This is a genomic window from Pseudorhodoplanes sinuspersici, from assembly GCF_002119765.1.
Classification (GTDB): Bacteria; Pseudomonadota; Alphaproteobacteria; order Rhizobiales; family Xanthobacteraceae; genus Pseudorhodoplanes; species Pseudorhodoplanes sinuspersici.
The window spans coordinates 1,281,667-1,304,563 of record NZ_CP021112.1; the positions used below are offsets into that span (position 1 = coordinate 1,281,667).

Sequence of the window (22,897 nt, forward strand, 5' to 3'; positions counted from 1 at the left end):
TCAAGTCAGACAGTGGTCTCAACGCGCTGATGTGCCCTTCCCGCGTCACCCGCGCAAGGGCTAACAAAAGCCGCTCCGTCGCTGCGCGGAATGGTGCAGTTTGAGGTCAGCGCCGCACCTATTAGAATGGGTACCATGTCAACGAGACCAACCATCGATCTCGACCGCCTGCCGATGCCGCGCCGCAACGTGCGGCTCGACACGCTCGTGCGGCTGCGCTGGCTGTCGGTGATCGGCCAGACCACGGCGGTGCTGGTGGTCTATCTCGGGCTGGAATTCGATTTCCCGATCTGGCCGTGTCTTGCGGTGATCGCGCTGTCAGCCTGGCTGAACATTGCGCTGCGTATCCGCTTCCAACAGGCGCGGCGGCTGGAACCGAGCCGGGCCGCCTGGTTGCTGGCTTTCGATGTCGCCCAGCTTGCCGTGTTGATGTATCTCACCGGCGGACTCGACAATCCGTTCTCGTTCTTCTTCCTCGGTCCGGTGTTGCTCTCGGCCACCGCCCTGCCCGCACGGCTGACGATAGCGCTTGGCCTGTTCGCCATCATTTGTGTGACACTCCTGATCTTCTTCCACGAACCACTGCCATGGTCCGAAGAATACGGGCCGATGCCGGTGCTGCCCGACACCTACATGCTGGGCGTCTGGTTCTCGATCGTCCTCGCGATCTTCTTCATCAGCGTCTATGCGTGGCAGATCAGTGAGGAATCGCGGCAATTCGTCAACGCCCTGGCCGCAACCGAACTCGTGCTGGCGCGCGAACAGCATGTGACGCAGCTCGATGGCCTGGCCGCCGCTGCGGCCCATGCGCTCGGTACGCCGCTATCGACCATCTCGGTAATCGCACGCGAACTCGAACGCGAGATTGATCCAAAGTCTCCGCATGCCGAAGACGTCAAGCTGTTGCGCGAGCAGGCGCAACGCTGCCGCGATATCTTGTCCAAACTGAATGAGCTGCAGACCGAGGGCGCGCCGTTCGACCAGATGCCGCTGCGAACATTGCTGCAGGAGGTCGCCGAGCCGCATCGGCATTTCGGCATTAACGTGGAGGTGAAAATACCGGCCACCGAACCTTCGCCGGTAGCCGCCCGCAACCCGGCGATCCTGTACGGCCTTGGGAACTTGGTTGAGAATGCGGTCGATTTTGCCCGCGAGCGGGTCGATATTACTGCCGACTGGACGGCGGACACCGTTACCGTCGTGATTGCCGACGACGGTCCCGGCTTCGCCCCGGAGGTGATCGGCCGGATCGGGGAACCCTATGTCCGCAGCCGCCGGCTCCGGCGCATGTATGCCACCGGAGATACCGGCATGGGGCTCGGCTTTTTTATCGCCAAGACGCTGCTGGAGCGCAGCGGCGCGAAATTAACCTTCGTGAACCGGAACTTTCCAGAGCGTGGCGCGGTCGTCTCCATCCGCTGGCCTCGCGAATCTTTCAATTTTGCCGCAGCCAGCGAGCTTGAGCAAAAGGCTGCAAACGCCTAGGTAAGTCAAATGGAAACCGCGATGAACCCCGCTCCAGCCGTTTCGGCTGAACGTTCGCTTCTGATCGTCGAAGACGACAAGTCCTTCCTGCAACGGCTTGCCCGCGCGATGGAAGGCCGTGGCTTCACCGTCACCACCGCAGAGACGGTGTCGGAAGGACTGATGCAGGTCGAGAAATCGGCCCCGGCCTTCGCCGTGGTCGACATGCGTCTTGGCGACGGCAATGGCCTTGACGTGATTTCGGCGCTGAAGCGCCGCCGTCCGGAAGCGCGTGGCATCGTGCTCACAGGCTACGGCAATATTGCCACGGCCGTGAATGCAGTTAAGCTCGGCGCGGTCGATTACCTCGCCAAGCCCGCTGACGCGGACGACGTCATCAACGCGCTGCTGTCGATCGACGGCAAGAAGCCCGAGCCGCCGGAACACCCGATGTCGGCGGACCGTGTGCGCTGGGAACACATCCAGCGCATCTACGAGCTATGTGGCCGTAATGTTTCGGAGACCGCCCGCCAGCTCAATATGCATCGCCGCACATTGCAGCGCATCCTCGCCAAGCGCGCGCCGCGGTAATTCGCTCTCTCAACAATTCGGACGCAGCATTTGCGCCCTCTCCCGCAAGGGGAGAGGCGCAACAATTGCGCTCGCGGCCTATCCCATCTCATTCCCATAAGGGCCGGCCGGATCGATCAGCGATTGCAGCCGCAACGCCGCGCATTGCGCAACACGAAGTGTCATCACCTTGCGTGTCGGTGCGGGCAACTTGTGCTCGGGCGCATTGCAGACGATCTCGCCGCCAAAACCATCGGCCACAATCAGCCCCGTATCCTTCGGAAAGATCTCGCATGGCACTTCCATGGTCGTGGCGAAGAACAGCCGGTCGCAATGCATCCGGTAATCCATCCATTTCTGATCGGCCCGGAAATCGGCGACCGACGACTTGATCTCGACGATCCAGATCTCGCCACTTCGTCCGATCGCGACGAGATCAGCTCTTCGGCCGGACGGCAACGGCAATTCGCTGACGCAGGTGAAGCCGTGCGACAGCAATAGCCGCATGGTGCCGCGCGCAACGGTCAGCGCTGTTTGCGATTGCCGACCATCGACCGGCACCTGCGTGATCCGGCTGATCAGCGCGCTCATTCGGCCGCCTCGGACGAACGCCGCCGCGAGGCATGATCGGCGAAAGCGCGCTCCAGCGCATCGCGGGACGGCGCAACGATTCCACGTTCGGTAATCAGCCCGGTCACGAGCCGCGCCGGCGTAACATCGAAACCGTAATTGGCAACGCCAGATCCTTCCGGCACGATGGTCACCGTTTCGGTGCGGCCATCTTTCGTGCGGCCGGTGATAGTCGCAACCTCCTCCGCACTGCGCTGTTCGATCGGAATTTCGGCAACGCCATCGTCAACGGTGAAGTCGATCGTCGGCGATGGCAGCGCGACATAGAACGGCACATTGTTGTCCTTGGCCGCCAGCGCTTTCAGATAAGTGCCGATCTTGTTGCAGACATCGCCCTTCGCGGTGACGCGATCAGTGCCGACGATCGCCATATCGACCAGCCCGTGCTGCATCAGGTGACCGCCGGTATTGTCCGGGATCACTGTATGCGGCACGCCATGCTGTCCAAGCTCGAAGGCCGTCAGCGAAGCGCCCTGATTGCGCGGACGCGTTTCGTCAACCCAGACATGGATTGCAATACCCTTGTCATGCGCCATGTAGATCGGCGCAGTCGCTGTGCCCCAATCGACGGTCGCCAGCCAGCCGGCATTGCAATGCGTCAGCACGTTGACGCGCTCGTCTGGTTTCTTGCGCGCAGCGATCTCTTCGATGATCGTCAAACCATTGCGGCCAATGGCTTCGTTGATCGAAACGTCTTCGTCACAGATTTCTTTCGCCCGCTGATAGGCTACCGCCACGCGTTCCTCGCGCGGCCGGTTGCGGACGGCCGCCATCATCTCGTCCAGCGCCCATTTCAGATTGATGGCGGTCGGCCGCGTTGCCAGCAACAAGGCGTAAGCGCGCTCGAGATTTTCATCCGATGCATCGTCCCGCAGGGCCAGCGCGACGCCGTAAGCGGCGACCGCCCCGATCAGCGGCGCACCGCGCGTCTGCATGCTCGAAATGGCGTGCGCGGCATCGGCGCATGTCGTGAGCCGCAAAAAGCCGACGCGATGCGGCAGCTGGGTCTGATCCAGAATGCCAACGGACCAGCCGTCCGGCTCCAGCCAAATACTGCGTGTCGCTTTGCCATTGATCTTCATGCCCGACAATTAAACCGGTTCGGCAAATGGGCCAAGCTTTTCGGAAAGCGGCTTTTCGCAAAAGAGGCCGGAAATCCGCCGGTTCCCGCCGCAATTGCGGCTCGAAGCCGACGCGATGACAAAAGAAAGTTCCGCACGGTGGAAGGATTCCTTTTTGAGGGGTGAAGTCATGAAAGGCTTCCTGTCGCGGGCCTGCGCGCTCGCGCTTTTGACTGTGTCCAGTGTTGTCTCCGCAGTTCCTGCCCAAGCCAAGCCAACAGTGGAAGTCGCCTTCGTTCTCGACACCACCGGCTCGATGGCGTCGCTGATCGAAGGCGCCAAAACCCCGGCGCCGAAATCCGCATGGGTCTCGTCGCCTATCGCGACATCGGCGACGAATATGTGACCAAGCGCATTGAACTGACGACGGACATTCAGGATCTCTATGCGCAACTGCTTGAGCTCCGCGCCCGTGGCGGCGGCGACTGGCCGGAAAGCGTCAATGAGGCCTTGCACGAAGGCATTACCAAACTGTCCTGGACGTCCGGGCCGGAGGTGAGCCGTATCGTCTTTCTGGTCGGGGATGCACCGCCGCACATGGACTACCAGCAGGACATGAAATATCCGCAGGTGCTGGCGCTGGCGAAGCAGAAGGACATCGTCATCAATGCCGTGCAGGCCGGCGAAGCGCGCGATACGCTGCGCGTGTGGCGTGAAATCGCGCAGATGGGCGATGGCCAATATATCCCAATCCCGCAGGACGGCGGCAAGATCGTGGTGATCGAAACGCCGTTCGATGTCGAGATCATCGAGCTGCAGGAAAAGCTCAACGGCACAGTGATCCCCTATGGTCCGCGCACCAAGCGATCGAGCGTCGAGCAGAAGACACAGCAAGCAGCGAGCGCGCCGAGACCGGCCGCCGTGGACATGGCCGGTTATCTGAACAAGCGGGCCCGCACGGCGAGCGCCGCCGAAGCGATCACCGGCGGCGGCGACCTCGTCGCCGATGTCACGGCCGGGCGTCAGCAGCTCTCCGCCGTCAAGGACGACGAATTACCAGACAGTTTACGCGCCATGAAGCCGGAGGAGCGGCAGGCTGCCATTTCGAAACAGATGTCGGAACGCAAGGCACTCAACGACCGCATGACTGAACTGGTCAAAAAGCGCGATGCCTTCGTCGCCGATCAGCAGAAGAAACAGCCGGTCAAGACGGCGGATTCCTTCGACCGCGCCGTCCAGTCGACGCTGAAGGCGCAAATCAAGCGATAGATGACTTGATCCACCGCGGCCATTGACGCAATCTCCCGCGCCTTGCATGGCAGTGCGCGGGAGACTTGAAATGACAATTGACAATAACGCGGCCTACAACAATCGCGCGCATGTGGCCGAATTCCCGCAGATCGTGGCGCAGTGGGAAAAGGATGGCGCCGCCTATCGCGATGCCATGGCCAAGCAGGACCGCGCCGAACTCGACGTGCGCTACGGCTCAACCAGCCGGCAGATCGTCGACCTCTTTCATGGCGACAAGGATGCGCCTTGGGCAATCTTCATTCATGGCGGATATTGGCGTGCGCTCAGCCCAAAGGAGCACAGTCATCTCGCCCGCGGCCTGACCGAGCGCGGCATCAATGTCGCGATGGCCGGTTACGACCTCAGCCCGCAGGCGACGCTGGCGGAAATCATCGAGCAGATGCGCGCAGCCACGCTGTTTCTGTGGAAGCGCTTCGGCCAGCGCATGATGATCTATGGCCATTCGGCTGGCGGGCATCTGGCCGCCTGCCTGATGGCAACGGACTGGAAAGCTCTCGATGCCAATGCACCGGCTGACCTCGCGCCGGTGGGTTACGCGATCTCCGGCGTGTTCGACCTGACGCCGCTGATCCACACCGAGATGAATACCGACTTCAAGCTGGATGAGGCAAGCGCGCGCGCGTCATCGCCGCTGTTCTGGCCGGCCCCAAGGGGCAAAGTGCTGGATATCGTCGTCGGCGCGGCGGAATTACCCGAATTCGTGCGGCAGTCAAAGGAGATGGCAGACATATGGGGCGCGGAAGGCGTGAAGACCCGTTACGAGGCCATCCCGGGCAAGCACCATTTCAATGTCATCGCCGATCTCGCCGATCCGAAGAGCGCGATGGTGGATCGGCTTGTCACGCTGTGCCAACTCACCAAGGCCGGCTGACACGCAACGTCAGAACCAGTAACGCCACGTATAGGTGACCGTCAGCAATAGGCCGACGATGATCACCACCCAGCGCATCACTTCGCGCGGTGCGTAGCGGGCGATGCGCGTGCCGATCTGCGAACCGACCAGCGCTCCGATCATCATGACAAGCGTGGCCGGCCAATGAATGACGCCCTGCGCTGCAAAGATGAAGATGGCGACGACACCGTTGAATGCAGCCACCAGGTTCTTGACGGCATTGGCCGGCCGATATTCGCCTGCCGTGGCGAGCGATAATACAGCCAGCAGCAGCACCCCGACGCCCGCGCCGAAGTAGCCTCCGTAAACGGAAACCGGCAGCAGCATCGGGATCGACGTGATCTTGATCTGCGGCTCGCATCCATGGCGTGCCAACGAGCGAGCGCGAATTGCCATGCTGATGCGATCGCCAAAGGCGAACAGAATCGTCGCAAAGCCGAGCAATAACGGAACGAGAAATTCGAAGACCCGTGTTGACGTCACTGTCAGCAGCGCCGCTCCGAGCGCAGCGCCGGTCACCGACGCGAAGACAAGGCCGGCAAAGGCGCGGTCCAGCGGCGGCAATTGCGTGCGATCAATCAGCGCTGCAAGGAAGCTGCCGGGTGTCAGGGCGGCGAGGTTGGAAGCACTGGCGACGACCGGCGGCAGACCAACAGCCAGAAGGCTAGGAAATGTGACCAGCCCAGCACCGCCAGCCAGAGTCGCAAGTGTGCCGCCGGCAATACCGGCGGCACACAATAACGAAGCCGATGTCAGATCCATTTGCTTTCTTCGTTGAGCATGATCCGTCCCGAAAACCGGTTACCGCTTTTTCGGGATCATGCTGTCAGAAGAATGCCTGGATCCCCGTCTGCGCGCGACCGAGGATCAGCGCATGGATGTCATGCGTGCCCTCATAGGTGTTCACGGTTTCAAGGTTGGCGACATGACGCATGACATGGAATTCGTCGGCAATGCCGTTACCGCCATGCATGTCGCGTGAGACGCGGGCAATATCCAGCGCCTTGCCGCAATTGTTGCGCTTGAGCATCGATACGGCAGGCGGTGCCGCGCGTCCGGCCTCGATCAGACGGCCGAGACGCAGCGCAGAATGCAGGCCAAGTGTAATCTCGGTCTGCATGTCGGCGAGCTTCTTCTGGATGAGCTGGTTAGCAGCCAGCGGACGGCCAAACTGCTTGCGGTCGAGCGTATATTGCCGTGCAGCGTGCCAGCAGAATTCGGCGGCGCCGAGCGCACCCCAGGCGATGCCGTAACGCGCGTTATTGAGACAGCCGAACGGACCGGCAAGACCCGATGCATTCGGCAGCAGGTTCTCTTCCGGCACGAACGCGTTATCGAGCACGATCTCTCCGGTGACCGATGCACGCAGCGACAGTTTGCCTTCGATCTTCGGCGTCGAGAAGCCTTCGGTGCCACGTTCGACAATGAAGCCACGGATCTTGCCGTCGAGCTTCGCCCAGACGACGGCGATGTCGGCGATCGGCGAATTGGAGATCCACATCTTCGCGCCGGTAAGACGATAGCCGTTCGGCACCTTTTCGGCGCGCGTGACCATCGAGCCGGGATCCGAACCATGATCCGGCTCGGTCAGGCCGAAGCAGCCGACCATCTCGCCGGTGGCGAGTTTCGGCAGATACTTTTTGCGCTGCGCTTCGCTGCCATAGGCATAGATCGGATACATCACCAGCGATGACTGCACCGACAGCGTCGAGCGATAACCGGAATCGATCCGCTCGATCTCGCGGGTGATCAGGCCATAGGCGACATAGCCAAGACCGGCCCCGCCATATTCCTCCGGAATGGTCGGGCCAAGGAGGCCCAGCGCGCCCATTTCGGGCAGGATGTCGCGATCAACCGTTTCGTGGCGATAGGCCTCGATGACCCGCGGCATCAACTTATCTTGTGAATAGCCGCGCGCGGTGTCGCGTACCATGCGCTCCTCTTCGGTCAGTTCTCCCTCAAGATCGAGCGGGTCTTCCCAATTGAAATGCGCGTCTTTCATCGAAACGGGGCTCTTCCCAGAGAGCTTTTCAGCGGCTTGACTCATGATCCTCTCCTCACAGGAGGCTGCTGCCGGCCAACGGGCAGGAATCCTTCGCAAAAGCAACACCATCGAACCGCGAGCGGCTGCGGAGCGTCTCAGACATGACCGCGGGGGTTGCGCTTACTAACATTATGTTCGGATTCAGCGATTAAAGTGGTGACGCCCCGGGGTTTGAGGATTTTTGCCGTGCAAAGCAAGAGCGTATTTTCGCGCCTGCAAAAGGCCGCGCATTTCAGCAGTATCAATGCCTTGGCGCTGGTCTGCCTGACCGGCTCCACAGTCCTCCTGCCGGAGCCGGCGGAGGCCCAGAGTGGGTTCTTCTATTACCGCCAACCGGAACCGTACGGATATGGATACCCGCCGGAAATGGGGCGCAGGGCAGATCCATATGCCCGTCCCGTTATAAGGCAGCGTGTCAGGCCCGCGCCAGCCAAAAAGACCGCCGTTCCTGGCCCTGGGAAGCAGAAAGAAATCCCGACCCCGCCCGGGCCACATCTTTTGGTTGTATCGATCAAATCACAGCGCGCGGCGCTCTACGCCAATGGCAAGCTGGTGATGGAATCGCCGGTCTCGTCCGGCACACCGACACACCCGACCCCGACCGGCATCTTCAGCGTCATCCAGAAGAACCGACACCACCGCTCGAATATCTATAGCGACGCGCCAATGCCCTATATGCAACGGCTGACCTGGTCGGGCATCGCCCTGCATCAGGGCGTCTTGCCGGGCCGCCCCGCCTCGCATGGCTGCATCCGCCTGCCCGAGCAATTTGCCAGCTTCCTCTGGCGCACGACCAAGCTCGGCGCCCGGGTAGTGGTCTCACGCGAAGACACCGCGCCTTATGACATCGCGCACGCCAAGCTGTTCCAGCCAAAGCCGGCGCCGACCACGGTCGAAACCGAGCCGCCGCTGCGCCGGACGCTGGATACGACGATGCCAGTCTTGGTCCGCACGGCCGGGATGGGGCTGATCGAGACCGGCGCGTCGGCCCGGCACACGCACGATGAAACAGCGGCGCCCACCGCGGAGCCTACGAAAGAGAGCCTCACCGCCTCGCTGTCGTCGGAAAAAGCCGACATCCCGGACGCGATCCTGGACAGCTTCGCGCAATCGCTGCAGGCCAAGCAGAAGAAGGCATCGCCGAGCGGTCCGATCTCTGTGTTTATCAGCCGCAAGCAGAAGCAGCTTTACGTGCGCCAAGGCTTTATTCCGCTGTTCACCGCACCGGTCACCATCCGCGACGAGCAGGCGATTGTCGGCACCCATGTCCTGACTGCCTACAACAGAGGCGATGACAGCAAGGAATTGCGCTGGATGGCGGTAACCTTGCCAGCTGAACTGCCGCGCGGGGAGAGGTCGAAAAACTCATTGCAGATCGATTCATCGGTTCGCATAGAAGCTCCGGCGAAGCATGCGCGATCGCAAGCGAAGGAACCTGATCAACTAGCGGGACAGAGCATCGTCAATGTGCTCGACCGGATCGATATCCCGCAGGATGTGATCGATCGCGTATCGGAATACATCACCGCCGGCGCATCACTGATCATTTCCGATCATGGTCTTGGAAAGGAGACAGGGCTGTACACCGACTTCATCGTCGAGACGCACTAACACGGTGTCACCTAACCTCAGCGCTTCGTCACTACCTGTTCGGACCGCTCGTCATAAGGCGGCGCATAGATCACCAGCAGCCGGATCACCGGACTGGCGACCTTGATGTTGTGAAACACTCTGGCAGGGAAATAGGGCAAATCACCAGCCTTGACGTTGTACGGTTCGTCGTCGTTCTCGACCAGCGCCTCGCCTTCCAGTACACAAGCGGCCTGATCGAGATCGGGGTGCGCATGCGCCAGCGCACCTTCGTTGCGCTCGATTTCTCGCAGCACAATTTCCAGATGCCGGGAGCCATTGACGCGCGGACCGATCAGTCGCTTGTTGCGCGTGCCCGTATGATTGGCGGCGAATAAGCTTCGATCTCATCGGGACGGATCACATATTTCGAGCATTGTGACATTGGCGTAGCCTCTCGTTCTTCATAACGCTGGCGACAACGCAGGCCCGCCAATGGTCGGCGACAACAGCCCCCGATCCCGCGCAATCCTGGTCACGATTGCAGCGACGGTATCGAGCGTCGGCGTTGCGAGATTGACCGAACGGGCGAAGGCCACCGGCGCAAGAACAATTTCGGCGATTTCCATCGGCCGCCGCTGCTCGTAATCCTGCAGGAGCGACGGCTTGTGATTGAGCAACCGCGCGACCATGCGCTCGGGATCAAGCTTGTCATCAAGCGGAAAGCCATGCGCGGCCGCGATGGCCAGGCCCTCGCGCACAATGCGCATATAAATTTCCCTGAGCGCCGCATCATCGCGCGTGCCATCGGAACGATTGCCAGTCGCCAGTGCTAGCGTCGACCCGCTCATATTGGTCAGCAGCTTGGCCCAGACTGCCGCCCGGATGTCGCCGGGATCTGTCGAGATGATATCGGCCTCGCTCAACGCCTTGCGCAAATCCGCAATGATGTCGTTGCCGCGGCCATCGATCGCGCCGATATCCATCCGGTTGTGATCGGGCGAATTGTTGCGGATGATGCCGGGCGCTTCGACCTCGTTAGCCGAATAGATCAAGCCGCCAACAATCTGATCGAGACGCATTGCCTTCAGAAAGGCTTCGCCCAGATCAAAGATTGGCAGCTTCGGCGGCGTCGGACATTTGGGTGACAGCTTGAGCGGATACCACCAGGTCATTCCATTTTGTGGAAAGACGACAAGGGTGTCATGACCGATAACGGGCGCGATCTGCGGCGCGATCAATGGAATCGCGGTCGCCTTGACGGCAACGATCACCACGTCTTGTACGCCGAAATCCTTCGCATTGTCGCTTGCGGCAACTTCGGCGGCCAGCAGCTCGTTGCCGCTGCGTAACGTCAGACCGTTTTCACGGATGGCGACCAGATGCGGCCCGCGCGCGATCACCGAAATATCATGGCCCGCACGTGCCAGCTTGACGGCAAAATGACCACCCGTCGCTCCAGCTCCGTAAATGCAAATACGCAAAGGTGTCCTCACTCGGCGGGATCAAGCAGGACTGTTGCTCGATCTGGATTGCAGGTCTTTGTCAGGCTGCAAGCTCTGCGCCACCGAAAGTGGCACTTTGATCTTCATCTCCAGCGCCATCTGGCCGAACGCTTTGCCTTGCGGGTCGATGCGTCGCGACGCCATGCCACCGCCGCCGAGCGCGTCCTCCATCAGGAAATTGAATGCGTGCAAACCCGGCGCTTCGTAGCGCACCACCTTGCCATGCACGAGACCATCGAAATGCGCCGCCATCTTTTCCGGCGTCACTTCACGCCGCAGGATCGGCACATAAGCGGGATCGCGGGCGATGATCGCAACATTCGATGAGTTGCCCTTATCGCCCGAACGCGCGACGGCAAGGCTGCGCAGGTCGATTTCGACAGACGCGCCATCTTGCGCGGGAATGGCATGATCCGCCTTCTCGGCTGGGGCGACATAACCGCCGTGCGACGGCACATCGACAGAGAAAGGTTCTTCATTGCCGATTTGCACCGCCGGGGCGCTAAGAGCAGCCTTATCGATAAAGAATGTGAACAGCCGCACGACCGGCACCGGTTTCGGACGCCCGGAGAAGATGCCGGTCGTGCCTTGCGCGAAGCCGAGGCCAACCGACCCGAGCTCGCGTGCGAACACATCGATGCCCTCACGGTCGACATGATCGACCACAAGGCGCAGCAATACTTCGCGCGCCATCCGGACATTGGCTTTCGGACCATAGGCCGATTCCGAGCCCAGCACTTCGGTATGCGCCGCGGTGAAGTCCGGCAATTGCCGCTGGCGAAACAACATGCGCGCACGGGCAAGCAATGCATCTGCGGTTCTCTCCGCTTTCAAGACGGCATCCGGTCCGACGATCGACACCGTCGCAACACCGCGCCAGCCATCCTGATAGGTCGCGGACACCTTGTATTGCGATGTCGGCGGATAGCCGCGCGCTCCGCTCACGCGCACGCGATTGTCCCCAATCTGTTCGAGCGTCACTTGCCTAAAATCGGCAACGACATCGGGAAGGATGTAAGCCGCCGGATCGCCGACTTCGTACAACACCTGCTCGGCGACCGAGGCCGGCACGATCAAGCCACCGGTGTTATCCGGCTTTGACAACACGAAACTGCCATCGGCGCTGCAGGACGCGATCGGATAACCGATATTCTCCCAACCCGGCACTTTCTCCCAGTCGGTATGCACGCCTCCGGTCGATTGCGGTCCACATTCGAGGATATGGCCGACGAGACTCCCAGCCGCGAGCCTGTCATAATCGTCCGCCGCCCATTTGAATTCGTGCATCAGGATACCGAGCGCGAGCGCAGAATCCGCACAACGCCCGGTAATGACGATATCGGCGCCGCAATCGAGCGCCGCTGCAATCGGCAATGCGCCGAGATAGGCATTGGCGGTCAGCAGCTTTTCCGGCAAGGTTTCGCCGGTGGAGGCTTCGCGCGCCGTCGTCCGCAGTGCATCGATGCGCGGCAGCACGTCATCGCCTTCGACCACCGCGATCTGGAGCGATAGTCCAAGTTCATTGCAAACCTGTTCCAAAGCGCGCTTGGCAGCATGCGGATTGACGCCACCGCCATTGCTAACGACCTTGATGCCGCGTCTGGCGATCTCCGGCAGAGACTGTTTGAGATAGGCGACGAAATCCGGCGGAAAGCCGGCATTCGCATCCTTCATGCGCGCCCGCGCGAGAAGCGACATCGTCACTTCGGCGAGATAGTCCATCATCAGATAATGAACATCCGCCGTCAGCAATTGCGGAATGGCCATCGGGCTGTCGCCCCAGGCGCCGGACGCGCCGCCGATCCTGACGATACGGTCTGTCACGTGCCGCCCCGCTTCATATCCGCTGAGCATGATTGTTCGAAAACCGCTTCACACTTTTCGGCATGCTCTAGTACGACTTTGGCAAGCCAAGCTCGCGCTCGGCGATGTAATTCAGCACCATCTCGCGCGAGACCGGCGCAAGACGCACGACCACCGATTCGCGGAAATAACGCTCGACATGGAATTCGGCGGCATAACCCATGCCGCCATGCGTACGCACTGCGCGATCGGTCGCCTTGAAGCAGGCATCGGCGGCGAAATATTTCGCGGCATTCGCCTGCGCACCGCAAGGCTGACCGGAATCGTAAAGCTCCGCCGCATGCAGCGTCATCAACTCGCCGGCAAGAAGCTCCGACCAGCTTTCCGCCAAAGGATGCTGGATCGACTGGTTCTGGCCGATCGGCCGGCCAAACACCACGCGTTCACCGGCATAGGCCACAGCCTTCTCCAGCGCACGGCGGCCGATGCCCACCGCTTCTGCCGCGTTGAGGATGCGCTCGGGATTGAGGCTATCGAGGATGTAGCGGAAGCCCTTGCCATCCTCGCCGATGCGATGCTCCACCGGCACTTCGAGATTGTCATAGAAGGTCTGGTTTGAATTGACCGCGTGGCGGCCCATCTTCGGGATTTCGCGCACCTCGATCCTGGAGCGGTCGAAATCGGTATAGAACAGCGTCAGGCCATCGGTCGGCTTCTTGCATTCCTCGATCGGCACCGTGCGCGCGAGCAACACGATCTTGTCAGCCTGCTGCGCGGTCGAGGTCCAGATCTTCTGGCCGTTGACGATGTAATGGTCGCCTTTCAACACGGCCCGCGTCTTGATCTTCGAGGTATCAAGGCCGGCATCCGGCTCGGTGACGCCGAAACAGGTACGCGACGACCCATCGATGATGGACGGCAGCCATTTCTTTTTCTGCTCGTCGGTGCCGTGCTTGACGATCGAATGCAGACCGAAAATGTTGATGTGAATGGTCGAGCACGCCGCAAACACGCCAGCCGAATGCGCGACCTCCTGCATCATGATTGCCGCTTCAGTGACGCCAAGCCCCGCGCCGCCGTAGTCCTCCGGCATGGCGATGCCGAGCCAGCCGCCATCGGCCATGGCCTTTGCAAATTCATGCGGGAAGGAATGCGTGCGATCCTTCTCCAGCCAATAGTCATCGCCGAAGCGATCGCAGATTGCGCGGATCGCATCGCGGATTTCGCGCCTTTCCGGCGTATTACACAAGGAATCGAAGGTCTTCACGCGTTATTCCTCGATCTTTTCCGACATCTTTTTGCTGGTTACGTCCTTGGCGCGGCCAGGAAAAATCTCGTCGGTATGTTCGCCGAGATTGGGCGCAAGGCGCCGGATCGATGCCGGCGTCTTTGAGAATTTCACCGGGAAACGCGCAGTCTTCAGCCGGCCTTCGGTCGGATGATCCATTTCCTGAAACAGCTTCACGGCTTTCAGATGCGGGTCTTCGAACAAACCCTCAAGCCGATTCACCGCATACGCCGGAATATCGGCAGCGCGCAAAGCCGCGATCCATTCGCCGGTCGTCTTCTGCGGCAGATATTGTTCGAGATACCGCCCCATATCCTCGGCATATTGCGTGCGTGTTTCCTGCGTCTTGAAGCGTGGATCGGTGTCAAGCAGATCAGGTTGGCCGATCATCGCCGAAAAGGCGCGCCAATGTTTGTCAGTGTAAACGACCAGCGCAAGATGACCGTCCTTTGTCGGATAAGGCCCACGGACGCGCGACATCAGCCGTTTGTAGCCCATGTCCCCGAGCGGTGGCACGAAAGCACCACCACCCATGTGATCGGCGAGGACAAATTGCACCATCGTCTCCAGCATCGGCACCTCGATCTCCTGGCCTTCGCCGGTGACAGCGCGATGATGCAGCGCGCTGATGATCGAAATGGCGAGATAGAGACCGACAACGCGATCGCAGATATTCACCGGCGCATAGCGCGGCACGCCATCGATCGCGCCGAACAAGCCGGCGATGCCGCAGGCCGCCTGCGTGAGGTCGTCATAAACGGCCTGGCCGGCATTCGGCCCGTCGGAGCCATAACCGACCGCGAGGCAGTAGATGATCTCCGGATTCACCGCGCTGATAGCGTCATAACCGAGGCCAAGCCGTGCCATCGCCTGCGGCCGCATGTTGGAGACGAACACATCCGCATCGGACACGAGCGACAGCAGCGCCTCGCGATCCTTCGCGTTCTTCAAGTCGAGCACGACGCTGCGCTTGTTGCGATTGGCCTGCAGATAGAGCGGCCCCATGCCGTCGCTGCGGTTGGGACCCACCCAGCGCATGGAATCGCCGCCGGCGGATTCCACCTTGATGACGTCGGCGCCGAGATCGCCGAGGATTTGCGTCGCAGATGGCCCCATCACGACGGTCGTCAGATCGATAACGCGCACGCCAGCCAACGGACCGGACGCCTTTTGCGAGCCGGACGCCGATATGGCACCGCCTTCAGACCTCACCGGCTTCCTCCATTATTCGCTATTGCGAAATTATTATCGCTATTTCGAATATTTTTAGAGCCGGGTCATGGCAGAGTCAAACCGGGGCCGGTGCGGCTGCTTAATCGTTGCCGCCAAGCGCGCGGCAGGTGTCGAGCGTCAACTTGATCGCCTGATCGAGCTTGCCGGCCATGCGAGAACTTGGCCCCGCGATGGTGACGATGTAGTCGGCACCATTCCAGCGGAAGAGGGCCGAGACCGTGGTCGCATCCTCGACGCTCTCCTCGCGATTGAGAAAATAGCCTTGGCGTTGCGACCGCTCAATGTCCTCCCGCAGTTCCGCTTTGGTGCGGATGGTCTTCGGCGTCATCGGCGTCAACTTGGCAGTCTTCAGATAGGCTTCGAACTTGTCCGGCGGTAGGCTACCGAGAAAGGCCTTGCCGGCCGATGTCGCATGCAGACTTCGCACAGTGCTGCCGACACGGACCATGAAGCGCAGTGGATGCGTCGGCTCGAACACGAGAAGATAATTCGCGGTCGATTTTCCGGCTTTCGCCAGCGATACCGATTCGTCGATCGTGTCACGGGCCTTCCGCAACAGGATGTCGGCGCGCTGCAGGATCGGATCGTGATCGGTGATCACCTTCGCCAGATCGAACAGCCGAACCGTCGGATAAAACCCGGCGCGCTGGCCGATCTCATAAAGGTAGCCACGCGCCAGCAATGCGCGTAACACGTCGTGACAGCTCGAAGCCGGGATATTGAGCAACCGGGAAATATCGGACAACGATAACGGCCGGCGTTCGGCCGCAAACAGTTCGATGAAATCGAGAGTCCGGTCGACAATCTTCGACATCAGACGGCGTGGCTCCGCTTGATCGTGCGTCCGCACGATCGCCGATAACAAAGCCTTTTCTTACAGGCTTCCCAACGGATTGTCTTGATTCATTATGGGCGCAAAAGCCGCCTGCATCAGAAATAGGATTGCAGAGTCCCGCGGCGGCGCACGTCGAGGGTTGCGCAGTGATACGCACCGCCAAATGCAGCGTAATGCAGAAAAGGCACAGGAATGGTTTCAAACCCCCACTGCTCAAGCGCACGAACCATGCCTTGGTGATGCGGATCGACGATCGCCCGTTTCTGGTCGACCATTAAGATGTTCATGCTCAGCCATCGCCCACACATCGATGTGATTTCGAGCAGCTTCTCGTTCTTGATCGGCTCCGGCTCAGGCGCGGTCAGGACGTCCCAGGACTTGAAAATATCCGGCAAAAGACTGACGTCGACGTATTCCGGATTCACCAGCAGCTTTCCCGGCGCCAGCGGCAAGAGCGTCGTATCGATATGCATTGGATTGGGGCAGCGGCTTTCGATTTCATGGATACGATAATCCGGGCCAAGATGGCGTCTCAGCCATTCGATGCCTGAAAGGTTTGTGACATTGCTCCGCGTTACCAGAAGATCGCGGCCGCAGCGCACGAAGTCGGCTGCGTCAAACACTGGCTCGAACTCCGTCAGGATGTAACGCAGCGGCTCGCCCTTCTCCGGCAGCCGAAAATCGGGATCGAACAGATCGTCAGTCAGTTCCGGCTTGGGCGCCGAGGTCCAGCGGGCGCCACGCCGGAAATAATCCTTCAGGATCGCCCGATAGGAATGGGTATCGAAATATCGGCACGGCCACGCCATCGGCGTCTCGATGATCTCATCGCCGATCACCAGCATCGAGTCGCGCGGGCAGGAATTGCAGAATCCGCGCGATGACCATTCCGGCGTGCCGAATTTTTTCTTGTGATCGACTGCGTCGGGACGACGCACGATCACACCGAGCTTTTCCAGCACATGGACGAAATGATCAAGCTCCCGCTGTGCCGGCTCGATCATGAGCTGCGGAAAGCGAAATCCCGCGACGAGCTTTTGCAGCCGGCCGGCCCATCCCGGCATATTGCAAGAGACCACCGGATGGGCGGACGGAACCACAGCACCCTCAAGCCGTCCGACAATAATCTCTTCCAGCGGATCCCATTCGTTATGGGAATTGACCGGGCAAACCTCTGGCTCACCCGATGGCTGGTCCCATTTGACATTCTGCGTGGTGCGCTCGAGCATGACACTCTCTGCCCTCGCCCCGGCTTTTCGTCGTACTTAGTGACTGGACCGCCCTTGCACACGCAAAAGCATGCGCAAGGGCGCAGATACCTTCCGTCAAGCTTTTACGACGCCACTGGTTCCAGGCCGGTTGTGACAGATGGCTAGGCTAAGGCAGCCCAGCCGTCTTGCGAGCCTCCCCTGTCAATTCCAGAATATGCATTCCGGTATTGGCGCGATCGACGATGTAGATATAGCCGCGGTCATCGGTCTCGACATTGTTCGTCTGGATCGCGACCTTGCAGCGGTCCTGCCCATCCACCTTGGCGCAACGTTTGTCGGTGGCCTCGGTGATCGCCGGAATGAAGTATCCAATCTCCTTGGGATGATAAGGATCGCGTATATCGATCGCGCGCACTCCGGCATTGAAGAAGGAGATGAACGCGAACTTCTTGTAATAGACCGGCGCCATGCTCTCATTCGATGAATGCGCGCCGAACCGGCCGCCGCGCTGACAGAAATTGCCACTCGCTTCCGGCGCGGTGTAGCTCGAGATCACCATTGGCCGCGTTTCGACCGTCGTATCGACGAACCACACCATCTGGCGTGCTTCCTGGCATTCGTTCACCAGCGACTCGTTGACCAGCATGACGATGTCGCGTGTCTTGCCGTCCTTGTCCCTGGCAAATTCGGCAATCGGCATTTTCAGCATCGGGAAGGTCGTATGCGCGCCAGTGAGCGGCAGCATTTCTAGCCGGCCGATTTCCGGATAACGCAAGTTGGCCGGCGTCGGCTCTTTCGGACCGTTGATGAGCTTTTCGCGATCGACGATCTGCAAGATGCCGCCCTTGTTGGTGCCATAACCAAAATAGACGCGATTGCCAGCAGGCCCGGTCGAGATCGGTCCATGCAGTTCGGTCGGCACTGGTCCTGTGGCGCCTGGCTCCTGTCCCGGCAATCCGAAATCGCGGATCTTCACGGGTTTTGCTGGATCACTGAGATCATAGACCTCGGTCATGCGCCGCGTGCGCCAGCCATCAACGCCCGACACGAGAAACGCAATGCCGGTGTCGCATTCCCACCAATTCTTGTGCGTGTTCTTCAGGCCGCCAAGCCGGACGATGAGCTTAGGGTTGGCGGGATCAACGACATTCCAGATCTCATGCGCTTCATTGCCGAACACACGCAGCATGTAGACAGCATTCGGATCGCCTTTCGGCAACATCTTGCCGTCGCAGACCCGCACCATCTGGCCGCCACCATTTTCGTAATTGCCCTTCGTGCCGGGCAGATGCTTCAGATATTTCGGATTGGCCGGATCGGTGACGTCGATGATCGAGGTGCCGTTGAATTCATTCTGGTTCGTCAGCGGATTGACCGGAGCAGGAACGGCGTCTGTGCCACCATGGTGTCCGATATAGGCAATGTAGCGATCGCCCTGTTTGTGTATCGTCGGCTGATAGGCACTGCGCGCCTGCAGATCATTGTGTCCCACCAGCCGCATGTTATTGGCTTCAGGAGGATCGCCGACTTTCTGCGTCTGAGCGAGAAGCGGTGTGTTCAACGCAAGTGATGCAGTGCAGCAGACTGACAAGACAATCCACGGATGACGGCATGCGCTCATCGGAGATCCTCCCTTGATGGATCGAATGCTTGAAGGCGTTATCGGAACGCTCTTGATTGTCAGATGTTGTGAGACGACCATGGGCCGTCCTTACGCTATGCTAGTGTGAATGCCGGAGTGAAGCCATGAGGACTTTGCAGATCAGCCTGACCGGATTGGCGATCGCATGTGTCGTGATGTCTGCGGCTTTCATCAGCAGAAAAAATCTGAACGATGCCGTAACATCATCCTCCGCATCGCATGCAAGAGACAACATCCATCCATCGTGGCATGAAACGCGCTGGCCATTCCTGATGGATCAATGGGGCTTGGGACGCGCATTCAATTGTACAGCACGCGACTGCGGCACCGAGATCAATGTCTATGTGCGCGCCAAGATCGGCTTCTGCAATTGCACGACAGGTGTCGCCGACGATGAAGAGATTGATCGCATCGGCGATGTCGAACTGATCAGTGCGCGATATGCAGGCGACGCACCCGGCAACGATGTGGCCGTGGCAGATATGAAGGGCCGATCCCGCCGCTATCGCATCACGGGCACGAATGCTGGCCAGGTGCTGGGTGGCCAAGTGCTGGGTGGCCAGGTGCTGGGTGGCCAGGTGCTGGTCGTGGCATTTTCGCGCAAATGCGACGTGATGGTCGCCACCGCGGTAGCCGGCTCCGGCCACACGGCACCGCCGGAAGCGCTTGTCCTGCAATTTCTCAACGGCGACGTTATTACAGGCTGGGCAACCCGCGATCTGGGTGCATGAGCGGGGCCGCACCCATTTGGGCCGATCTTCTTAAACGACAATCTCCCGCATTGCGGTGCGGCCGGCATTTCGGCTATGAAGGCCACCACGCACCCGTAGCTCAGCTGGATAGAGCGTTGCCCTCCGAAGGCAAAGGTCACACGTTCGAATCGTGTCGGGTGCGCCAATTAAATCAAGCACTTATCCAAATCGGCCCGAAACGGGCAAAGCGCAAACTCACCACAGATTCCGCCAACGAAAAATCCCCGGTATTGGCGGGGTCAGACCGCGACGCAGGATGGCGAGCAGGCGCGGATGCGTGGCAGAGGGCTCATTCGCTCGGACGCTAGGCCTGCACCCCTGCCGGTGGTCTTTCGGCAGACACATGACGGAACGGGGCTGTTCAGTAACCGTTAGCAACGTGCACCTGGCGGACCCGAACATGACGATCCGCGACGTGGCACGCAAAATGCGCGCCGATAACATCGGAGCTTTTGCCAGTCGGTGAGAACGACCGGCCGATTCCGGAGAAGTACACAGCGCGGTGAATTTCTTGCAGACCTTCGCAGTCTTTGGCGGGACTGGCTTCCTGGGCCGACGCGTTGTTCGACACCTCGCGAGGCAGCACAAGGTGCGCGTGATTTCGCGTCATTCCGAACAGGGCCGGGACACCTCCCGCGAGGAGGCGCGCATCGAGCCGGTGCAGGCCGATGTCAACGATGGCGCCTCGGTCCGCTCGGCGGTCACGGGCGCAATCGGCGTTGTCAATGCTGTGAGTTTGTATGTCGAGCATGGTGGCCAGACCTTCCGCTCAGTCCATGGCGATGCAGCCGCTCGCGTTGCACGAATATCGCGGGAGTGCGGCGTTAGCCGGCTCGTGCACGTCTCGGGCGTCGGAGCAGATTCTCGTTCGCGCTCCCCTTACATCAGGAGCCGCGGCGAAGGCGAGAAAGCTGTGCGCGCCGCTTTCCCTGCCGCGACAATCGTACGTCCCTGCGTGATGTTCGGACCCGATGACGCATTTCTCACGCCTTTGGTCGGACTGTTGCGAAAATCGCCGGTGCTGCCGCTGTTTGGGCGTGGCCGAACCTTGCTGCAGCCGAGTCACGTCGACGATGTTGCCGAAGCGATTGCGCGCATACTCGACACTCCGAAGCCGGCGGCGATCTACGAATTCGGCGGACCGGATATATTGAGCTATGAAGACTTGCTGCGCACCATTGCAACACACATCGGAGTGAAACGCGTCTTCCTTCCGATGCCGTTCGCGGCATGGCATGCCCTTGCCTTCTTCTCGGAAATGCTCCCTCAGCCTCTCATCACGCGAAACCAGGTTGAACTTATGAAGATCGACAACATCGCGTCCTCGCAATTCCCAGGATTCCGCGATTTCGGCATTGAGCCGCAGGACATCGGACATGTCGCGGCCGCGATCGGCTGAAAGATGGCGTCCGTGAAATCTCATCTTGATCGCACAGCCGCTCCGAGAGAGCTGCCGCGGATAAAGAAATCATCGCGCCCCGACGAAAACGTCGTTATCTGTTTCGTCCATGCCGAGGCGCCGCGATCTTTCAAGATCTTTGCGTCGCCCTGAACACGAATGCCTGTCGCGGAAACGCCCCCCGATGTTTCTGACCAACGGCCCAGAACGAGCGAAAGTGACGCTACTTCTGGCGCATGGCGCCGGCGCGCCGATGGACTCCGCGTCGATGAGCGCGATGGCGACCACCTTGGCGCAAGCCGGCTTGCGTGTTGCCCGATTCGAGTTCGATTATATGGCTGGCCGCCGCAGTTCACCCATCCGCAAGCCGCCTCCGCGAGCGGAGAAGCTCATTCCCGAATACATCGCCGCAATAGGCGCACTGGAGGCAAAAAGCCCGCTCATCATCGGTGGCAAATCGATGGGTGGCCGCATCGCCAGCATGATCGCCGACGATCTTTATGCAGCCGGCCGCATCGCCGGACTGTTGTGCCTTGGATATCCGTTTCATCCCGTGGGTAAACCCGACCAGCTGCGCACCAGCCACTTAGCTGACCTACAGACGCCGACGCTTATGGTTCAGGGCACACGCGACCCGTTCGGGACGAAGGAAGAGGTCTCCGGCTATCCGCTGTCCAAGAAAATCGAGGTCCTTTGGTTGGAAGACGGCGATCATGATCTCAGGCCACGCAAAAGTGTGTCAGGCTTTTCCGCGTCCGATCATCTTCGGACATTGGCAGAGGCCGTCTCGCACTGGGCCGACAAACTTGCCAATGAGAAGCCTCGGTGAAGATTGCCACCTTCAACGTCAACGGCGTCAACGGGCGAATAGTGCCCTTGCTGCGTTGGCTCGAAGAAGCCGCTCCCGACGTTGTCTGTCTTCAGGAATTGAAAGCGCCGGACGATCGTTTTCCCATCGGGGTCATCGAAAAGGCCGGCTATGGCGCCATCTGGCATGGCCAAAAAAGCTGGAATGGCGTTGCCATCTTGGCGCGAGGCACGCAACCGATAGAAACTCGACGCGGCCTGCCGGGCGATCCTGACGACAGCCACAGCCGCTATATCGAAGCGGCGGTTGCGGGCATCGTTATCGGGTGCCTGTATCTTCCCAATGGGAATCCAGCGCCTGGACCGAAGTTTGATTACAAGCTTCGCTGGTTCGAGCGTTTGACCGAGTATGCTGCATCGTTGCTCAAGCTTGGCGTACCTGTTGTTTTGGCCGGCGACTATAATGTCATGCCGACCGAACTCGACGTCTACAAACCGGAGCGTTGGATTGATGACGCCTTGTTTCGTCCCGAGGTCAGAACCGCTTTTCACGCCCTTGTTGCGCAAGGCTGGACCGATGCGCTGCGCGCAATGCATCCGGATGAACGCATTTACACGTTCTGGGATTATTTCCGGAATGCCTTCGGCCGCAATGCTGGCCTTCGGCTTGATCACTTTCTCCTGAGCCCGTCAGTTGCAAAACGCCTCGTTGCTGCAGGCGTCGACCGGGACGTGCGCGGTTGGGAAAAGGCCAGCGATCACGCGCCAGCCTGGATCACACTGTCGGATGCTTCCGGCAACCGCCGCACACTTTCGACAGTAAGACGACGGCAGCCGGTCAGATCCTTGTAACGGATGCGCATGGAAGCGGAGTAGCTCGA

The 22,897-nt window shown here is 60.1% G+C and carries 20 protein-coding genes, 1 tRNA gene and 1 pseudogene; 10 read left to right on the forward strand and 12 right to left on the reverse strand.

Annotated features, from left to right (window positions below; all coding sequences use genetic code 11):
- Positions 1-135: 135 nt before the first annotated feature.
- Complete coding sequence (locus CAK95_RS06335) at positions 136-1,485, forward strand: ActS/PrrB/RegB family redox-sensitive histidine kinase (RefSeq protein WP_245303646.1); 1,350 nt, start codon at positions 136-138, stop codon at positions 1,483-1,485.
- Between the two features lie 21 nt (positions 1,486-1,506).
- Positions 1,507-2,055 (forward strand): ActR/PrrA/RegA family redox response regulator transcription factor, encoded by a 549-nt coding sequence (locus CAK95_RS06340; RefSeq protein ID WP_086091233.1) that lies wholly within the window; start codon positions 1,507-1,509, stop codon positions 2,053-2,055.
- A gap of 78 nt (positions 2,056-2,133) precedes the next feature.
- On the opposite strand, the gene CAK95_RS06345 is transcribed toward CAK95_RS06340, so the two are convergent.
- The gene (locus CAK95_RS06345) at positions 2,134-2,625 is read right to left on the reverse strand and encodes an MmcB family DNA repair protein (RefSeq protein ID WP_086087158.1); all 492 of its coding nucleotides are present in this window, start codon (positions 2,623-2,625) and stop codon (positions 2,134-2,136) included.
- Positions 2,622-3,746, reverse strand: a complete 1,125-nt coding sequence (gene mtnA / locus CAK95_RS06350; protein WP_086091234.1) for an S-methyl-5-thioribose-1-phosphate isomerase — start codon at positions 3,744-3,746, stop codon at positions 2,622-2,624. The genes CAK95_RS06345 and mtnA overlap by 4 nt, the downstream gene beginning before the upstream one ends.
- Before the next feature lie 169 nt (positions 3,747-3,915).
- Here mtnA and CAK95_RS06355 point away from each other — a divergent pair.
- Together CAK95_RS06355 and CAK95_RS06360 are read left to right on the forward strand one after the other, a co-directional pair.
- A pseudogene (locus CAK95_RS06355) lies at positions 3,916-4,994 on the forward strand (vWA domain-containing protein).
- A gap of 70 nt (positions 4,995-5,064) precedes the next feature.
- The gene (locus tag CAK95_RS06360) at positions 5,065-5,907 is read left to right on the forward strand and encodes an alpha/beta hydrolase (RefSeq protein WP_086087159.1); all 843 of its coding nucleotides are present in this window, start codon (positions 5,065-5,067) and stop codon (positions 5,905-5,907) included.
- Positions 5,908-5,916: 9 nt separating this feature from the next.
- Here the strand turns inward: CAK95_RS06360 and CAK95_RS06365 are convergent, their stop codons facing one another.
- Entirely contained in the window at positions 5,917-6,690 is a 774-nt protein-coding gene (locus CAK95_RS06365) for a sulfite exporter TauE/SafE family protein (RefSeq protein WP_086087160.1), read from the reverse strand.
- 64 nt (positions 6,691-6,754) lie between these two features.
- Positions 6,755-7,975, reverse strand: coding sequence for an acyl-CoA dehydrogenase (locus tag CAK95_RS06370; RefSeq protein WP_425349673.1), 1,221 nt, complete (start codon positions 7,973-7,975; stop codon positions 6,755-6,757).
- 183 nt (positions 7,976-8,158) lie between these two features.
- Between CAK95_RS06370 and CAK95_RS06375 the strand changes: the two genes are divergently transcribed.
- Entirely contained in the window at positions 8,159-9,583 is a 1,425-nt protein-coding gene (locus CAK95_RS06375; protein WP_086087162.1) for a L,D-transpeptidase, read from the forward strand.
- A gap of 17 nt (positions 9,584-9,600) precedes the next feature.
- On the opposite strand, the gene CAK95_RS06380 is transcribed toward CAK95_RS06375, so the two are convergent.
- From CAK95_RS06380 to CAK95_RS06415, 8 genes are all read right to left on the reverse strand, one after another.
- Complete coding sequence (locus CAK95_RS06380; RefSeq protein WP_157699556.1) at positions 9,601-9,858, reverse strand: cupin domain-containing protein; 258 nt, start codon at positions 9,856-9,858, stop codon at positions 9,601-9,603.
- A 147-nt stretch (positions 9,859-10,005) separates the two neighbouring features.
- Positions 10,006-11,025 carry a ketopantoate reductase family protein gene (locus tag CAK95_RS06385; protein ID WP_157699557.1) on the reverse strand — a complete coding sequence of 340 codons (1,020 nt, stop codon included), beginning with the start codon at positions 11,023-11,025 and terminating at the stop codon, positions 10,006-10,008.
- A 21-nt stretch (positions 11,026-11,046) separates the two neighbouring features.
- Positions 11,047-12,870, reverse strand: coding sequence for an acyclic terpene utilization AtuA family protein (locus CAK95_RS06390; protein WP_086091235.1), 1,824 nt, complete (start codon positions 12,868-12,870; stop codon positions 11,047-11,049).
- A 67-nt stretch (positions 12,871-12,937) separates the two neighbouring features.
- Positions 12,938-14,116: an acyl-CoA dehydrogenase family protein gene (locus tag CAK95_RS06395; RefSeq protein ID WP_245303647.1), complete on the reverse strand. Its 1,179-nt coding sequence runs from the start codon at positions 14,114-14,116 to the stop codon at positions 12,938-12,940.
- 3 nt (positions 14,117-14,119) lie between these two features.
- Positions 14,120-15,349, reverse strand: a complete 1,230-nt coding sequence (locus CAK95_RS06400; RefSeq protein WP_086087165.1) for a CaiB/BaiF CoA transferase family protein — start codon at positions 15,347-15,349, stop codon at positions 14,120-14,122.
- A 100-nt stretch (positions 15,350-15,449) separates the two neighbouring features.
- Positions 15,450-16,184, reverse strand: coding sequence for an IclR family transcriptional regulator (locus CAK95_RS06405; RefSeq protein WP_147413685.1), 735 nt, complete (start codon positions 16,182-16,184; stop codon positions 15,450-15,452).
- A 116-nt stretch (positions 16,185-16,300) separates the two neighbouring features.
- Positions 16,301-17,434 carry an amidinotransferase gene (locus tag CAK95_RS06410; RefSeq protein ID WP_086087167.1) on the reverse strand — a complete coding sequence of 378 codons (1,134 nt, stop codon included), beginning with the start codon at positions 17,432-17,434 and terminating at the stop codon, positions 16,301-16,303.
- Positions 17,435-17,582: 148 nt separating this feature from the next.
- Positions 17,583-19,037 (reverse strand): LVIVD repeat-containing protein, encoded by a 1,455-nt coding sequence (locus CAK95_RS06415; protein ID WP_245303648.1) that lies wholly within the window; start codon positions 19,035-19,037, stop codon positions 17,583-17,585.
- Positions 19,038-19,162: 125 nt separating this feature from the next.
- On the opposite strand from CAK95_RS06415, the gene CAK95_RS06420 reads away from it, so the two are divergent.
- From CAK95_RS06420 to xth, 5 genes are all read left to right on the forward strand, one after another.
- The gene (locus CAK95_RS06420) at positions 19,163-19,789 is read left to right on the forward strand and encodes a hypothetical protein (RefSeq protein WP_120265425.1); all 627 of its coding nucleotides are present in this window, start codon (positions 19,163-19,165) and stop codon (positions 19,787-19,789) included.
- Between the two features lie 89 nt (positions 19,790-19,878).
- Positions 19,879-19,955, forward strand: a tRNA-Arg gene (locus CAK95_RS06425).
- Positions 19,956-20,312: 357 nt separating this feature from the next.
- Positions 20,313-21,209 carry a complex I NDUFA9 subunit family protein gene (locus CAK95_RS06430; protein ID WP_198343812.1) on the forward strand — a complete coding sequence of 299 codons (897 nt, stop codon included), beginning with the start codon at positions 20,313-20,315 and terminating at the stop codon, positions 21,207-21,209.
- Between the two features lie 184 nt (positions 21,210-21,393).
- Positions 21,394-22,038: an alpha/beta hydrolase family protein gene (locus tag CAK95_RS06435; RefSeq protein WP_086087168.1), complete on the forward strand. Its 645-nt coding sequence runs from the start codon at positions 21,394-21,396 to the stop codon at positions 22,036-22,038.
- Positions 22,035-22,868: an exodeoxyribonuclease III gene (gene xth / locus CAK95_RS06440; protein WP_086087169.1), complete on the forward strand. Its 834-nt coding sequence runs from the start codon at positions 22,035-22,037 to the stop codon at positions 22,866-22,868. Before CAK95_RS06435 ends, xth begins: the two co-directional genes overlap by 4 nt.
- Positions 22,869-22,897 lie beyond the last annotated feature (29 nt).